Origin of the sequence: Pseudooceanicola marinus (genome assembly GCF_020177265.1) — a bacterium.
GTDB classification, from domain to species: Bacteria; Pseudomonadota; Alphaproteobacteria; order Rhodobacterales; family Rhodobacteraceae; genus Pseudooceanicola; species Pseudooceanicola marinus_A.
In genome coordinates, this window is the sequence record NZ_JAIVMC010000014.1 from 12111 (window position 1) to 27398 (window position 15288).

At 67.3% G+C, this 15288-nt stretch carries 12 protein-coding genes; 8 read left to right on the plus strand and 4 right to left on the minus strand.

All coding sequences use genetic code 11. The features are described from left to right. Positions 1–3: 3 nt before the first annotated feature. The 8 genes from LC066_RS19700 to LC066_RS19735 all read left to right on the plus strand — a co-directional run bounded on the left by LC066_RS19700 (position 4) and on the right by LC066_RS19735 (position 10569). Positions 4–1479 (plus strand): aldehyde dehydrogenase family protein, encoded by a 1476-nt coding sequence (locus LC066_RS19700; protein ID WP_224902771.1) that lies wholly within the window; start codon positions 4–6, stop codon positions 1477–1479. 435 nt (positions 1480–1914) lie between these two features. Then, positions 1915–3879 (plus strand): acetate--CoA ligase, encoded by a 1965-nt coding sequence (acs, locus tag LC066_RS19705; protein WP_224902774.1) that lies wholly within the window; start codon positions 1915–1917, stop codon positions 3877–3879. A 21-nt stretch (positions 3880–3900) separates the two neighbouring features. Continuing rightward, positions 3901–4593, plus strand: a complete 693-nt coding sequence (locus LC066_RS19710; RefSeq protein WP_224902777.1) for an adenylate kinase — start codon at positions 3901–3903, stop codon at positions 4591–4593. Between the two features lie 75 nt (positions 4594–4668). Then, positions 4669–4947: a DUF4212 domain-containing protein gene (locus LC066_RS19715; RefSeq protein WP_085889299.1), complete on the plus strand. Its 279-nt coding sequence runs from the start codon at positions 4669–4671 to the stop codon at positions 4945–4947. A gap of 6 nt (positions 4948–4953) precedes the next feature. Beyond that, on the plus strand, positions 4954–6738 hold the full coding sequence (locus LC066_RS19720; protein WP_224902780.1) for a sodium:solute symporter family protein: 1785 nt from the start codon (positions 4954–4956) through the stop codon (positions 6736–6738). An 81-nt stretch (positions 6739–6819) separates the two neighbouring features. After that, positions 6820–8634: a DUF294 nucleotidyltransferase-like domain-containing protein gene (locus tag LC066_RS19725; RefSeq protein WP_224902783.1), complete on the plus strand. Its 1815-nt coding sequence runs from the start codon at positions 6820–6822 to the stop codon at positions 8632–8634. An 18-nt stretch (positions 8635–8652) separates the two neighbouring features. Further along, a complete protein-coding gene (locus tag LC066_RS19730) occupies positions 8653–9168 on the plus strand; it encodes a hypothetical protein (protein ID WP_224902786.1) in 516 nt (171 codons plus the stop codon). Positions 9169–9177: 9 nt separating this feature from the next. Beyond that, positions 9178–10569, plus strand: coding sequence for an exonuclease domain-containing protein (locus LC066_RS19735; protein ID WP_224902789.1), 1392 nt, complete (start codon positions 9178–9180; stop codon positions 10567–10569). A gap of 24 nt (positions 10570–10593) precedes the next feature. Here the strand turns inward: LC066_RS19735 and LC066_RS19740 are convergent, their stop codons facing one another. From LC066_RS19740 to LC066_RS19755, 4 genes are read right to left on the minus strand one after another with little or no spacing between them, the layout of a single operon-like run. Further along, entirely contained in the window at positions 10594–11631 is a 1038-nt protein-coding gene (locus LC066_RS19740; RefSeq protein ID WP_222480723.1) for a DUF475 domain-containing protein, read from the minus strand. Positions 11632–11677: 46 nt separating this feature from the next. Continuing rightward, the gene (locus tag LC066_RS19745) at positions 11678–13300 is read right to left on the minus strand and encodes an ABC transporter ATP-binding protein (RefSeq protein ID WP_224902791.1); all 1623 of its coding nucleotides are present in this window, start codon (positions 13298–13300) and stop codon (positions 11678–11680) included. Next, the gene (locus LC066_RS19750) at positions 13293–14276 is read right to left on the minus strand and encodes an ABC transporter permease (protein ID WP_224902793.1); all 984 of its coding nucleotides are present in this window, start codon (positions 14274–14276) and stop codon (positions 13293–13295) included. Before LC066_RS19750 ends, LC066_RS19745 begins: the two co-directional genes overlap by 8 nt. Before the next feature lie 9 nt (positions 14277–14285). After that, positions 14286–15200 carry an ABC transporter permease gene (locus LC066_RS19755; protein WP_224902795.1) on the minus strand — a complete coding sequence of 305 codons (915 nt, stop codon included), beginning with the start codon at positions 15198–15200 and terminating at the stop codon, positions 14286–14288. Positions 15201–15288: the final 88 nt, after the last annotated feature.

The window sequence follows — 15288 nt, forward strand, 5'->3', positions numbered from 1 at the left end:
ATCATGAACATCGACGCCATCCTGTCCGGCGCGGAAACGCCTGCGCTGCCCGAGGGACATTTCATTTCCGGCGCCTATACCGGCCTCGGCGCCGAGGTGCTGGAAAGCTTCGACGCCGGGCGCGGCCAGCCCTTCGGACGTTTCGCCAATGGCAGCGCCGAGGATGTGGATCGTGCCGTTCTGGATGCCCGCCGCGCCTTCCGCGACAGCTGGCGCCACACGGCCCCCGCCGACCGGGGGCGGATCCTGATGCGCGCGGCCATGCTGATCCGCGCACGGGCCGAGGAACTGGCACTGGTGGAGTGCCTGGACTGCGGCAAACCGATTTCCGAGGCGCGCGGCGACGTGGGCGGCGCGGCCCGGGCGTTCGAATATTACGCCGGGGCCTGCGACAAGCTGCAGGGGGATACCTTCCCACTGCCGCGCGGCTACCTGGGCTATAGCCATTACGAACCCGTGGGCGTCACCGCCCATGTGATTCCCTGGAACTTCCCCATCTCGACCGCCGCGCGCGGGATCGCCCCTGCGCTGGCCGCTGGCTGCGCGGTGGTGGCCAAGCCAGCCGAGCAGACTCCCTTCTCGGCCCTGATGCTGGCGGGGATTCTTTATGAGGCGGGCTTGCCCGCCGGGGTCTGCAACGTGGTTACCGGCCTGGGCCGCGACACCGGGGCGGCGCTGGTGGCGCACCCTCAGGTCGACCAGATCACCTTCACCGGATCGGTCGGCACCGGCCAGACGGTGATGCGGGCCGCCGCCGACAATGTGACCCGGCTGGTGCTGGAACTGGGCGGCAAGTCGCCTGTGGTGGTGCTGGACGATTGCGATCAGGATCAGGCCATCGATGGCGTGCTGGGCGCGATCTATGAGCATGCGGGCCAGGTCTGTTCGGCCGGGTCGCGGTTGGTGATCGAACGGGGCATACATGATCAGTTCGTCGAGCGGCTGAGCCGGCGGGCGGCGCAATTGTCCATCGGCCACGGGCTGCGCGATCCGAAGCTGGGGCCGGTGAACTCGCCCGAGCAGCTGGAGAAGATCGGCGGTTTCGTTGACCGCGCCCGGGCGCGCGGCGCCGAGGTGCTGACCGGCGGCGCGGCGACCGTGGACCCGGAAACCGGCGCGGGCTGGTTCTATGAGCCAACGATCATCGCCGACAGGCCCCGCGACGACGAGTTGGTGCAGGAGGAAATCTTCGGCCCCGTCCTGACCGTGCAGATCGCCGAGGATGCGGAGCACGCACTTTCCCTGGCCGATGACAGTTCCTTCGGCCTCGTCGCAGGGCTTTATACCTCCGACATCACCGAAGGGCTGCGCCTGGCGCGGGATCTCGATGTGGGTCAGGTCTTCATCAACGAGTATTTCGCCGGCGGCATCGAGGTGCCCTTTGGCGGCAATCGGATGTCCGGGTTCGGCCGCGAAAAGGGCCTGGAAGGGATGAAGAGCTATACCAAGCTGAAAAGCGTGGTGGCCAAGATCGACTGAGGCTGCCCGGGCAGGGCGTCGGGGGCGGCAGTGCTCGTCGGCTGCGAATCACTTCGGGCCAGGGCCCGGGCTTGATTCGGCATGTTAGCGCCCTGAATGCTCTGGGCTTTTCCCGTTGGTATACGTCGGTGCACGATTTTCCGGTGCGCGTGTTGCGACAATCTGTCGGCCTCGCGGGGCGTGACAGCGGGCCGGGACGGGCGCTTTCCCTGTCCTTGCGGAAGGCTAAACGCCTGACCTGCCTGCACTTCGGTTGAGGCTGTCAAGAAGTTAACAGATTAACCGTGTATGTGGGAAATAAATTTACAGATAAAGCCAGTATTTACAAAACACTAGAAAGAACTTTTCCGCTTCGTTATCCCTTTGTTGACGTCTGTATGTCTGCGCCAAGAGGAGGCCGCCGCGTACGGACCACATGCAGAGGGAGGAGACCCGATGAACGTCGCAATGCCCGCAAGCGGGGTTGTCCCGCCGTCCGAAGAGTTCGTGGCCCAGGCCAATGTAGATCTGGCCACCTACGACGCGATGTACGAGCGTTCCGTCACCGATCCCGAGGGCTTCTGGGCCGAACAGGCCGAGCGTCTGGACTGGGTTACCCGCCCGACGACGATCAAGAACACCTGCTTCGATTTCGGCCGCGTCAGCATCAAGTGGTTCGAGGACGGCTTCCTGAACGTCGCCGTGAACTGCGTCGACCGGCACCTGGCCACCCGTGGCGATCAGACGGCCATCCTGTTTGAACCCGACGACCCCGAGGCGCCGGCGCAGCACATCACCTACAATGAGCTGTCGGACAAGGTGAACCGCATGGCCAACGTCCTGCTGAGCCAGGGCGTGATGCGCGGGGATCGGGTGGTGATCTACCTGCCGATGATCCCCGAAGCCGCCTATGCCATGCTGGCCTGCGCCCGGATCGGCGCCATCCATTCGGTCGTCTTCGCGGGCTTCAGCCCCGATGCCCTGGCCAACCGGATCAACGACTGCGGCGCCAAGATCGTCATCACCGCCGACACCGCCCCCCGCGGCGGCCGCCGCACCGCGCTGAAATCTAACACCGACGCGGCGCTGCTGCACTGCTCGGACAAGGTGCGCTGCCTCGTGGTGAAACACACCGGCGATCAGACCAGCTGGGTCGACGGGCGGGACGTTGACCTGAACTATCTCATGTCGCACGCCGCGCCGGATTGCCCGCCGCGCCCGATGAATGCCGAGGATCCGCTGTTCATCCTCTATACCTCCGGCTCTACCGGGAAGCCCAAGGGCGTCGTGCACACCTCCGGCGGCTACCTGACCTATGCGGCGCTGACCCATGAGGTGGTCTTCGACTACCACGAAGGCGACGTCTACTGGTGCACCGCCGATGTGGGTTGGGTCACCGGCCACACCTACATCGTCTATGGGCCGCTGGCGAACGGCGCGACCACGGTGATGTTCGAAGGCGTGCCCACCTACCCCGACGCCAGCCGCTTCTGGCAGGTGGTGGAAAAGCACAAGGTGAACCAGTTCTACACCGCCCCGACCGCCCTGCGTGCGCTGATGGGGCAGGGGGATGAATTCGTCGAGAAATGCGACCTGTCCTCCCTGCGCTTGCTGGGCACAGTGGGGGAACCGATCAACCCCGAGGCATGGAACTGGTACAACGAGAAGGTCGGCCAGGGCCGTTGCCCCATCGTCGACACCTGGTGGCAGACCGAGACCGGCGGCCACCTGCTGACCCCGATCCCCGGGGCGCATGCGACGAAACCCGGCTCGGCCATGAAACCCTTCTTCGGGGTGCAGACGGTCGTGCTGGACGCCACGACGGGCGAAGAGATCACCGAACGCCCCGCCGAAGGCGTGCTGGCCCTGAAGGACAGCTGGCCCGGTCAGATGCGCACCGTCTGGGGCGATCACGAACGGTTCGAGGCCACCTATTTCCAGCAGTACAAGGGCCACTACTTTTCCGGCGATGGCTGCCGCGCGGATGCCGACGGCGATCTGTGGATCACTGGCCGTGTCGATGACGTGATCAACGTCTCCGGCCACCGCATGGGCACGGCGGAGGTCGAGTCGGCCCTCGTCGCGCACCACAAGGTCGCCGAGGCTGCCGTGGTGGGCTACCCCCACGCGGTGAAGGGCCAGGGCATCTACTGCTACGTGACCCTGATGAACGACGTGGAACCCTCGGATGAACTGGTGAAGGAATTGCGCGCCTGGGTCCGCAACGAGATCGGCCCGATCGCCAGCCCCGATCTGGTGCAATGGGCGCCGGGCCTGCCCAAGACCCGCTCGGGCAAGATCATGCGCCGCATCCTGCGCAAGATCGCCGAGAACGACTACGGCGCGCTTGGTGATACCTCAACCCTGGCCGATCCGTCGGTGGTCGATGATCTGATCGAAAACCGCAAGAACCGCGACTGAGCGGCGGAGGCAGGACAGATGATGGACGGACAGACACATCCCGCCCCCGACGCTCCCGCCGTGGTGATCCTGCTGGGGCCTCCGGGCGCCGGCAAGGGCACCCAGGCGCGGCTGCTGGAGAAACGCTTCGGCCTGGTGCAGCTGTCGACCGGCGACCTGCTGCGCGACGCGGTGGCCCGCGGCACCGAGGCTGGCCAGGCCGCGAAGGCTGTGATGGATGCGGGCGGGCTGGTGTCGGACGAAATCGTGCTGGCGATCCTGACCGACCGGCTGGGCCAGCCGGACGTGACGCAGGGGGTCATCCTGGATGGCTTCCCACGCACGACCGGCCAGGCCGAGGCGCTGGACGATCTGCTGGCGGCGCGCGGCGCGAAGATCGACGCGGCCATCTCGCTGGAGGTGGACGACGCGGCCATGGTCGACCGGATCTCGGGCCGGTTCACCTGCAAGGCCTGCGGCGAGGGCTATCACGACAGCTTCAAGCCGACGGCGGTCGAAGGTGTCTGCGATGCCTGCGGTGGGACCGAGATGCAGCGCCGCGCCGATGATCGGCCCGACACCGTGGCGGCCCGGCTGGAGGCCTACCACGCCCAGACCGCCCCGCTGGTCGCCTACTACGACGCCCGCGGCGCCCTGGCCCGCGTCGATGCCATGCAGGACATCGAGGAGGTGTCCAACCAGATGAGCCGGATCGCCGAAGGCGTCACCGGCTGAGACGACCCGGCCTCCGTCTGCCGAACGGCGCGCGGGGGGCGGCACAATAACGACACACCCAATGGAGGAGGGGACATGTCACCCGAAACCGGACGCGACAGCGCGTCGGACGGCAAGGCCTACTGGGCCGCAAACGTCCGCATCATCAAGATCAGTCTGATCATCTGGGCCCTCGTGTCCTTCGGCTTCGGCATCCTGCTGCGGCCGCTGATCTCGGGCATCCAGGTCGGGGGCTCCGACCTCGGCTTCTGGTTCGCCCAGCAGGGCTCCATCCTGGTCTTCCTGGCGATCATCTTCTTCTACGCGTGGAAGATGAACAAGCTGGACCGGGAATTCGGCGTCGAGGAGGAGTAAGAGGCCATGGACCAGTTTACCATCAACCTGCTGTTCGTGGGGGCGTCCTTCGCCATCTACATCGGCATCGCGATCTGGGCCCGAGCCGGGTCCACGTCGGAATTCTATGCCGCCGGTCGCGGGGTGCACCCCGTAACCAACGGCATGGCCACCGCGGCCGACTGGATGTCGGCGGCCTCTTTCCTGTCCATGGCGGGCCTCATCGCCTTCGTGGGCTACGACAACTCCGCCTTCTTGATGGGCTGGACCGGCGGTTACGTGCTGCTGGCGCTTCTGCTGGCGCCCTACCTGCGCAAGTTCGGCAAGTTCACCGTGTCCGAGTTCATCGGCGATCGCTTCTACAGCCCGACCGCGCGTCTGGTGGCGGTGATCTGCCTCATCATCTGCTCCGTCACCTATGTGATCGGTCAGATGACCGGCGTGGGCGTGGCCTTCGGCCGCTTCCTGGAGGTGGACAACACCACCGGCTTGCTGATCGGCGCCGTGATCGTCTTCGCCTATGCGGTCTTCGGCGGCATGAAGGGCGTGACCTACACCCAGGTCGCCCAGTACATCGTGCTGATCCTGGCCTACACCATCCCGGCGATCTTCATCTCGCTGCAACTGACCGGCAACCCGATCCCGGGCCTGGGCCTTTTCGGCACCGACCTGGCCTCTGGTGAGCCGCTGCTGCAGAAGCTCGATCAGATCGTGACCGAGCTGGGCTTCAACCAGTACACCGCCCATAACGGTGATACGCTGAACCTGGTGCTGTTCACCCTGTCGCTGATGATCGGCACCGCCGGTCTGCCGCATGTGATCATGCGCTTCTTCACCGTGCCCCGCGTGGCCGATGCCCGCTGGTCCGCCGGTTGGGCGCTGGTCTTCATCGCGCTGCTGTATCTGACGGCCCCGGCCGTGGGCGCCATGGCGCGTCTGAACATCACGCAGCAGTTCTGGCCCAATGGCACCGACGCGCAGGCCGTGTCGCTGGAACAGATCGAAACCGACCCGACCTACGACTGGATGGCGACTTGGCAACAGACCGGCATGCTGGGCTGGGAAGACCTGAACGGTGACGGGCTGATCCAGTACTACAACGACGCAAGTCCCGACATGCAGGAACGCGCGGCGGCCGAAGGCTGGGAAGGCAACGAGCTGAACAACTTCAACCGTGACATCCTGGTGCTCGCCAACCCCGAGATCGCCAACCTGCCCAGCTGGGTGATCGGCCTGATCGCGGCGGGCGGCCTTGCGGCGGCGCTGTCGACGGCGGCGGGTCTTCTGCTGGCCATCTCCTCGGCGGTCTCCCACGACCTGATGAAGGGGCAGTTGACCCCCAACATCTCTGAGAAGGGTGAGCTGCTGTCGGCCCGGATCGCCATGGCCGTGGCCATCGCGGTGGCGACCTGGCTGGGTCTGAACCCGCCCGGCTTCGCGGCGCAGACCGTGGCCCTGGCCTTCGGCCTGGCGGCAAGCTCGATCTTCCCGGTGCTGATGATGGGCATCTTTACCAAGGTGAACAACAAGGGCGCCGTGGCCGGGATGCTGGCAGGTCTGCTGCTGACCCTGCTCTACATCTTCCTGCACAAGGGCTGGTTCTTCATCCCGGGCACCAACAGCTTCACCGATGCCGAACCGCTGCTGTTCGGGATCAAGTCGACCTCCTTCGGGGCGATCGGCGCGCTGGTGAACTTCGCGGTGGCCTTCGCGGTGTCGAAATCCACCACGCCGATCCCCTCGGATATCGAGGACCTGGTGGAAAGCGTCCGCATCCCGCGCGGCGCAGGTGCGGCAGCCGCCGATCACTGATACCCTACTTCTCGCAGGGGGCCGCCATGCGCGGCCCTCTGCCTCCACCCAAAGACCCAAGGCCAGATCGAGAGACGCCAGATGGACAGCATCGCCAGTTTCCTCTCCGGCCTGCATCCCTATTCCACCCTGACCCCCGCCGCCCTGTCGGATGTCGCTGGCCGGTTTGAGGCGCGCGACCTGGCGCCCGGCGAGGTGATCTATACCCATGGCACCCCCGCCCCCGGCCTTTTCATCATCCGTGGCGGCGAGGTGGCGATCCGCGATGCGGCAGGCGCCGAGCTGTCGCGGCTGAAGACCGGCAACTCTTTCGGTGAACGTGGGCTGATGCGCGACGGCATCGCCGCCACCACCGCCGTGGCGCGCACCGGCTGCAAGCTACTGCTGCTGCCCGCCGCCGATTTCCACGCCCTGCGCCAGTCCGAACCCGCCGTCGCCCGTTTCTTCGAACGGGGCGAGGCGCGGCGCGCGCCGGAACGCCCGGCGGCGCTGGCCACCGCGCGGCTGGCCGATCTGATGACGCGTGGGCCCATGACCTGCGGCCCCGACACCCCCGCGACCGAGGCTGCGCGGATGATGCAGGAGGCAGGCATTTCCTGCCTGCTGGTCACCGAAGGCGACCGCCTGGTGGGCATCGTCACCATCCGCGACCTGTCGGGCCGGGTGTTGGGCCGGGGCCTGCCCCCCGCCACCCCCGTGGCCCAGGTGATGACGCCCGATCCGCTGACCCTGTCGTCCTCGGCCCTGGGCACGGACGTCTTGCACCTGATCATGGAACGCCGTATCGGCCATGTGCCGGTGGTCGAGGGCGACCGTCTTCTGGGCATCGTCACCCGGACCGATCTGATGCGGCAACAGGCGGTGACCTCGGGCTGGCTGATCTCCTCCATCGCCGAGGCTGAGGGCGTGGCGCAGATCGCCGCCGCCACCGCCCGCATCCCCGCGATGCTGCTGCAACTGACCGGCGCGGGCAACCGCCACGACGTGATCACCCGGCTGATCACCGATGTGGCCGATGCCACCACCCGCCGTCTGCTGGTCCTGGCCGAAGCCGATCTAGGTCCGCCGCCCGTGCCCTACCTGTGGCTGGCCTGCGGCAGCCAGGGGCGCATGGAACAGTCGGGCGTCTCGGATCAGGACAATTGCCTGATCCTCGATGACGCCGCGCGCGAGGCCGACCTGCCCTATTTCGATGCCCTTGCGGCGAAGGTCACCGAGGGACTGAACGCCGCTGGCTATGTCTTCTGCCCCGGCGAGATGATGGCCTCCAACCCGCGCTGGCGGCAGCCGCTGTCGGTCTGGCGCAGCTATTTCCAGGGCTGGATCGACCGCCCCGTGCCCGAGGCGCAGATGCTGGCCTCGGTCATGTTCGACCTGCGCCCGATCCGGGGGGAGACGGCCCTTTACGAGGCGCTGCACCTCGACACGCTGGAGGCGGCATCGAAGAACTCTATCTTCGTGGCGCACATGATCGCCAACTCGCTGAAGCATCAGCCGCCCCTGGGCCTCTTCCGCTCGATCGCGCGGATCCGCTCGGGCGATCACAAAGACAGTGTCGACCTGAAGATGTCGGGCGTGGTGCCGGTGGTGGATCTGGCGCGGCTCTATGCGCTGATGGGGCGGCTGGAGCCGGTGAACACCCGCGCCCGGATCGAAAGCGCGGCGGGCGGGCCGGTCTCTGCCTCCGGCGCGCGGGACCTGCTGGACGCCTACGACCTGATCGCCGAGACCCGGCTGCGCCATCAGGCGCGGCAGATCCGCGACGGCCAGGCGCCGGACAACTATCTGGTGCCGTCCGAGCTGTCGGATTTCGAACGCGCGCACCTGCGCGACGCCTTCGTGGTGGTGCGCACAATGCAATCGGCCATCGGTCAGGGCCGTGCTACGGTCAGCTAGGGCCGAGGGGGAGTAAAGATGTTTTTCGAGATGATCGCCGTGATCGTGGCGGGCTTTGCCGGGGCCGGGATCGCGCTGATCCTGAACAAGATGACCGGCGGGCGCCTGCCGCGCTGGCTGATGCCCGTGGCGGCGGGGGCGGCGATGATCGCCATGGCGATCTTCAACGAATACGACTGGTATCCGCGTACCGCCAATGGCCTGCCCGATGGGGTGGAGGTCGCGGTGACCGCCGAGGAAAGCGCGCTCTGGCGGCCCTGGACGCTGGTGGCGCCCTTCACCTCGCGCTTCATCGCCGTCGACACGGGTTCCCTGCGGGAGGTCGAGGGGGAGGCGCCGCTGCGGGTGATCGACATCTACGCCTTTGCCCGCTGGCAGCCGACGCGCGCGCAGCGCGTGGCGGTGGATTGCGCCGGCGGCCGCCGGGCCGATCTGGGCAGCGAGGTCCGGCTGGCCGATGAAGCGCTGGCCGGCGCCACCTTCCGTGAGGTGGGGACGGCGGACCCCGTCGTGGCCGCCACCTGCGCGATCTAGGGGCGGGGGATGGATCGGCTCGGCCTGCGCCTGCGCATCGCGCTGTTCTTCCTCGGGCTGGGGCTGGGGGCCCTGGCGCTGCTCGCTCTCGGCCTCTGGGCGGGCTATCGCCACGGCGACGGCGGGCCGCAGGGCTATGTCACCGCGGGGCTGGCGGCGGGGTTTTCCATCGCCGGGCTGGTCGCCGGGGTCTGGTATCTCTTCGATGAAAACCTGGCTCGCCCGATCCAGGGGCTGGCCACGGACATGCGCCTGCGGGCGCATGCGGGCACCGGGGGCATTGACACGGCGCAGGCCCGCTACCTGGGCGACCTGGGCCCGGCGGCCAGCGCGCTCAGCCGCCAGCTGGGCGAGGGCGCCATATCCGCGGTGGAGGATCTGGCCGGCGAGGCCCAGCATCTGCGCGGCGAGCGCGAGCGGCTGACGGCGCTGCTGTCGGAGATCCCGCTGGCGGTGATCCTGCTGGATGATGCGGGGCGCCTGCTGCTCTACGACGGGCAGGCCGCCCGGCTGTTGGAGGCGCGGCGCCCGCCCGGCCTGGGCCAGCCGCTGTCGCACTGGTTCGACATGGCGGAGGTGGAGCGGGTGCTGGCGGGTCTGGAGCCGGGGCAGAGCGCGCCGATCCGGCTGGCCAGTGCCGACGGCCACGCGGTGCAGGAAGGCGAGATCCGCCGCATGGCCCCCGGCGCGGGCTGTCTGCTGACGCTGGATGCGGGCAGCGCCCATGTGGCGGAACGCCCGCTGGCCTATGATTTCTCTCTGCCCGCCCGCGTGGCCGGGCCACTGCGCGATGCCGAACTGGCCGACCTGACCTTCGTGATCTTCGACACGGAGACCACCGGCCTGCTGCCCGCCTGCGATGCGGTGGTGCAGATCGGCGCGGTGCGCGCCATCGGATCACGGTTGATCCCGGCGGAAACCTTCGACAGCTTCGTCGATCCGGGCCGCCCGATCCCCGAAGCCTCCAGTCGGATCCACGGGATCACCGATGCCATGGTGGCCGGCGCGCCGCCCATGGCCGAGGCCGGGCGGCGGTTCCTGGACTTTGCCGAGGGCGCCGTGCTGGTGGCGCATAACGCGCCCTTCGACATGGCCTTCCTCGGCCAGCATGCCCGCGCCACCGGCGCCCGCCTGGATCATCCCGTGCTGGATACCGTCCTGCTGGGCGCCGAACTGCTGGGCAGCGACAAGCCCCTGACGCTGGAGGCCCTCGCCGAGCGGCTCGACGTGCCCTTCCCCGAGACCCTGCGCCACAGCGCCCTGGGTGACGCCCAGGCTACCGCGCAGGTCTTCCTGAAGATGTGCCGCCTGTTTGCCGCGCGCGGCCAGACCACCTTGGGCGAGTTGATCGCGGTGCAGAAGGCGCATGGCCGGCTCCTGCCCGATCTCAACCCCGACTGACGGACGCACGGGCGGCGCCTCGCCTCAGCCGTGCTGATGCCGGTTGAACCGCAGGGAGGAGATGAAGGACAGCGCGATGATCGCCGCCCCCAGCAGGCCCGTCAGCACCTCGGGGATATGCACGACGCTTTGCGCGAACATGATGACCGCCAGCGCCAGGATCGAATAGAAGGCCCCGTGTTCGAGGAAGCGGAACTGGTTCAGGGTCTGCTTTTCCACCAGCATGATGGTCATCGACCGCACGTACATGGCGCCGATGCCCAGCCCGATTGCGATCAGGAACAGGTTGTTGGTCAGGGCGAAGGCCCCGATCACCCCGTCGAAGCTGAAGGAGGCATCCAGAACCTCGAGGTAGAGGAAGGCCCCCAGGCCCCCGGCGCGCGCGGCGCTCTGGATCTCGTCCTCGGCGTCCAGCACATGGGCCAGGGTTTCCACGCACATGAAGACCACCAGCCCCAGCACGGCGGATTTCAGGAAGGTGGCCTGTTCGGCGGTGCCAAGCTGCATGGCGAAGCCCAACACGACGACCAGGACGATGCCGTAGGTCACGCCCTTGATCGTGCCCATGGACCGCAGGCGCTTCTCGATCCGGTGGATCCAGTCGACCTCCTTCGCCTCGTCCATGAAGAAGGACAGGGCAACCATGGCCAGGAAAGCGCCGCCGAAGGCCGCGATGGACAGGTGGCTGTCCTCCATGATGCGGGCGTATTCCTGCGGTTCGCTGGCGGCCAGGCGCAGCGCCTCGATGGGGCCGACCTTGGCCGCGATGGCGACGATGGCCAGGGGAAAGACGATGCGCATCCCGAAGACCGCGATCAGGATCCCCCAGGTCAGGAAGCGTTGCCGCCAGACCGGTGTCATCGTCTTCAGCTTGTTGGCGTTGACGATGGCGTTGTCGAAGGACAGCGAGATTTCCAGCACCGCCAGCACGGATCCGATCAGCAGGAAGGACAGCGCCGCGCCCAGGGTGCCGTCATAGCGCCAGCCCAGCCAGAAACTGCCCGCCAGGCCGAGGATGGTGACCAGGAAGGCCCATTTGAAATAGTGGAATGCGGTTGCCATGGGAGGTCCTCTTGTCGGGTGTCGCGCGGCGCGGGCGGTGGCGCGCTCAGCCGCCGGCCAGGGCCAGACGGGCGGCGCGGCGGTCGGCCTGCACGTCCGGGTCACTGTCCAGGCCGGCGGCCAGCAGGCGTTGCGTGTAGGGGGCGCGGGGCTGCTCGAAGATCTGCCGCACGGGGCCCTGTTCGACGATCTCGCCGCGTTTCATCACCAGAACCCGATCCGCGAAGTCGCGCACCACGGGCAGGTCGTGGGCGATGAACAGAAACGCGATGCCCAGCTCATCCCGCAGCTTGCCCAGCAGGTCGATCACCTGCGCCTGGATCGACACGTCCAGCGCCGAAACCGCTTCGTCGCAGATGATCAGATCAGGCTCCAGCGCCAGGGCTCTGGCGATGGCGATGCGCTGCCGCTGCCCGCCCGAGAACTGGTGCGGGTAGCGTTTGGCGTGTTCCGGGCTCAGGCCCACCTGGTCCAGAAGCTCGGCCACCCGTTCGGGCCAACGGGCCTTGGGCAAGATGTCGGGATGGATCACCCAGGCCTCGGAGATGATCTGGAAGACCGACATATGCGGGTTCAGCGATTGCGTCGGATCCTGGAAGACCATCTGCAACTGCCGGCGCAGCTTGCCCATCTGGCGGGGGCTCTTGGTCAGCAGGTCCTCGCCCTTCCAGCGGGCCGTGCCGCTGCTGGCCTCCTCCAGCCGCAGCACCAGTCGCGCGATGGTCGACTTGCCAGAGCCGCTTTCGCCCACCACCGCCAGGGTCTCGCCCGCGTGCATGTCGAAGCTGACGCCCTTCAGAGCCTCGAAGCCGCCGTAGTCCTTCTTCAGATCGCGGACCTCCAGGATCGCCTCCGGGCCTTCTTCCGGCTCGCGCATGGCGCCCTTGCCCGGCGCGGCGGCCAAGAGCTTGCGCGTATAGGGATGGGTGGCGTTGTGATAAAGCTCGCGCGGGGTGCCGGTTTCCACCACCAGCCCGCCTTCCATCACCACGGCGCGGTCGGCGGCTTCGGCCACGACGCCCAGGTCGTGGGTGATCAGCAAAAGGCCCATGCCGGTCTCTTCCTGCAGCTCTTCCAGCAGCGACAGCACCTCGGCCTGGACGGTCACGTCCAGCGCGGTGGTCGGTTCATCCGCGATCAGGATGTCGGGTTTCAGGGCCAGGGCCATGGCGATCATCAGCCGCTGCCTTTGCCCGCCGGAGAACTGGTGCGGGTACTTGCCCATGGAGGTGCGGGCATCGGGGATGCCGACCCGTTCCATCAGCGCAAGCGCCCGCTCATAGGCCTCGGCCTTGCCGCGCCCATGGGCCATGGCGGTTTCGGCGATCTGCCAGCCGACGGGGTAGACCGGGTTCAGGTGGCCCAGCGGATCCTGGAAGATCATCGAGATCCGCTTGCCGTTCAGGCGGCGGCGTTCCTCGTCGCTGGCCTTCAGCAGGTCGCGCCCCTCGAACAGGATCTCGCCGCTGGTGATCTCGCCGGGCGGCATGTCGATCAGGTTCATGATCGCCGAGGCCGAGACGGACTTGCCGCTGCCGCTTTCGCCCAGGATCGCCAGGGTTTCGCCCCGGTCGAGATGCCAGGAGATGCCGTTGACCGCGCGCACGATGCCCTGGGCCGTGTGGAATTGAACCGAAAGGTCGCGGACCTCCAGAAGGTGGTCAGTCATTCTTCTTCCCTCCGATCTCCAGCCGCCAGCGCTGCGTGGGGTTCAGGGCGACGCGCATCCAGCTGGACAGCAGGTTCAGCGACATGGTTGTCAGGATGATCGCCAGGCCCGGCCAGAAGGCCAGCCACCATGCGTTGGTGAGGTAAGCGCGGCCCTGGCTGACCATCAGGCCCCAGGTGATCTCGGGCGCCTGGATGCCGATGCCGAGGAAGGACAGCGCGCTTTCGGCCAGCATGACGAAGGCAAAGTCGAGCGTGGCGATGGTCAGCAGCGTGGGCAGGATCACCGGCAGGATGTGGCGGAAGATGATCCGCCGGCGCGAGGCGCCCATGACAGTGGCGGCCTGCACGAACATCCGCTTGCGCACCTCCAGCACCTCGGCACGGGTGGTGCGCAGGTAGATCGGGATACGGGTGATCGCCAGCACCAGCACCAGGTTCCCGATGGAGGGCGCCAGCATGTAGAGCACGATGACGGCCAGCAGCAGCGAGGGGAAGGACATGATGACATCGGCCAGCCGCATGATCACCTCGCCGGTCCAGCGCCCGGCATAGCCCGCAATCAGCCCCAGGGTGGACCCGATCAGCATGGACCCGGCTACGGCGCCGGCTGCGATCAGCATGGTGTTGCGTGCCGCCATCACGATCCGCGCCAGCAGCGGCCGGCCCAGGGCGTCCCCGCCGAGGATGTAGGCAAAGCCGCGCTCCAGCTCGAACGGGGGTGCGTTGCGGGCGCGCAGGTTGGTGTCCGAGGCCATTTCGGCCAGGAACAGCGGCCCGAGGATCGCGCAGAGGATGACGATCACCAGGAAGAGGGAGGACAAAAGCGCCAACTTGTCGGCCACCAGCATCCGCAGGATGCGGCGCAAACCGGAGGGACCGCCGGTGACGGGGGCGGCCACGGCGGCCTCGGGCGTCACGGCCTGCTGGTCGGTGGGGCCGCTGGGGGTGGCGGAATGGGTCGTGGAATTGCTCATGTCCGCGCCTCAGGTCCGGATCCGCGGATCGAGCAGCGCATAGGCGATGTCGATCAGGATGTTCATGATGAAGATGGCCACGGCGGTGACCATGATGGCCGCCAGGATGACGTTGAAGTCGCGCTGCAGGATCGAATCGATCATCAGCTTGCCGACGCCCGGAAAGCCGAAGATCGTTTCCACCACCACGGCGCCGTTCAGCAGTGCCGCGGCCTGGTCGCCGATCACGGTGATGACGGGCAGCATGGCGTTGCGCAGGGTATGGACGAAGATCACGGGGCGGTTCTTCACCCCCTTGGCGCGGGCGGTTTTCACGTAGGGAGAGCCGAGCGCCGTGATCATCGAGCCGCGCACCACCTGCAGGATCAGGCCGAAGGGGCGCACGAAGAGGACCGAGATCGGCAGGATCCAATGCCAGATCGTGCCGGTGCCCGAGGTGGGCAGCCAACCGAAGCTGACCGAGAAGACCACGATGCCGATGATCGCGATCCAGAAATCCGGGGCCGAGGCGCCGATCAGCGACAGGACCGAGGCGAAACGGTCGAAGGGGCGACCGACGTGGAAGGCCGCGATGGAGCCGACGATGATCGCGGCCACGGTCACCAGGGTCATGGTGATCAGCGCCAGCCACAGGGTCCAGACGAAGGCCTCCAGCACGACGTCGATGGCGGGACGCGCCTTGCGCAGGCTCTCGCCGAAATCAAGCTGTACCAGGTCCCCCAGGTAGCGGCCGAATTGCACGATGACGGGGTCGTTCAGCCCGTGGATCTCACGGAAGTTCTCGCGCATCGCCTCGGAGGCGTCGACCGGCAGGTATAGCGCCGCCGGGTCGCCGGTCAGGCGGGAGAGGAAGAACACCAGCACGATAAGTGCCAGCAGCGAGACAAGGCTCGAAATGGCCCGTTTTCCCAGCATCCCGTTCATGGGCTTCTCCGTCTCAGGGGTCTTTGATTTCAGGGTCTTGGGTCGTCAGGTCAGCTGCGGACGCGCGGGTCATGAGGACCCGCGCGCC

What these genes read in the sequence shown, in the direction of transcription:
- LC066_RS19700 (WP_224902771.1), top strand. Translation starts at nt 4, where the DNA reads ATGAACATCGACGCCATCCTGTCCGGCGCGGAAACGCCTGCGCTGCCC.
- acs (WP_224902774.1), top strand. Translation starts at nt 1,915, where the DNA reads ATGAACGTCGCAATGCCCGCAAGCGGGGTTGTCCCGCCGTCCGAAGAG.
- LC066_RS19710 (WP_224902777.1), top strand. Translation starts at nt 3,901, where the DNA reads ATGGACGGACAGACACATCCCGCCCCCGACGCTCCCGCCGTGGTGATC.
- LC066_RS19715 (WP_085889299.1), top strand. Translation starts at nt 4,669, where the DNA reads ATGTCACCCGAAACCGGACGCGACAGCGCGTCGGACGGCAAGGCCTAC.
- LC066_RS19720 (WP_224902780.1), top strand. Translation starts at nt 4,954, where the DNA reads ATGGACCAGTTTACCATCAACCTGCTGTTCGTGGGGGCGTCCTTCGCC.
- LC066_RS19725 (WP_224902783.1), top strand. Translation starts at nt 6,820, where the DNA reads ATGGACAGCATCGCCAGTTTCCTCTCCGGCCTGCATCCCTATTCCACC.
- LC066_RS19730 (WP_224902786.1), top strand. Translation starts at nt 8,653, where the DNA reads ATGTTTTTCGAGATGATCGCCGTGATCGTGGCGGGCTTTGCCGGGGCC.
- LC066_RS19735 (WP_224902789.1), top strand. Translation starts at nt 9,178, where the DNA reads ATGGATCGGCTCGGCCTGCGCCTGCGCATCGCGCTGTTCTTCCTCGGG.
- LC066_RS19740 (WP_222480723.1), bottom strand. Translation starts at nt 11,631, where the DNA reads ATGGCAACCGCATTCCACTATTTCAAATGGGCCTTCCTGGTCACCATC.
- LC066_RS19745 (WP_224902791.1), bottom strand. Translation starts at nt 13,300, where the DNA reads ATGACTGACCACCTTCTGGAGGTCCGCGACCTTTCGGTTCAATTCCAC.
- LC066_RS19750 (WP_224902793.1), bottom strand. Translation starts at nt 14,276, where the DNA reads ATGAGCAATTCCACGACCCATTCCGCCACCCCCAGCGGCCCCACCGAC.
- LC066_RS19755 (WP_224902795.1), bottom strand. Translation starts at nt 15,200, where the DNA reads ATGAACGGGATGCTGGGAAAACGGGCCATTTCGAGCCTTGTCTCGCTG.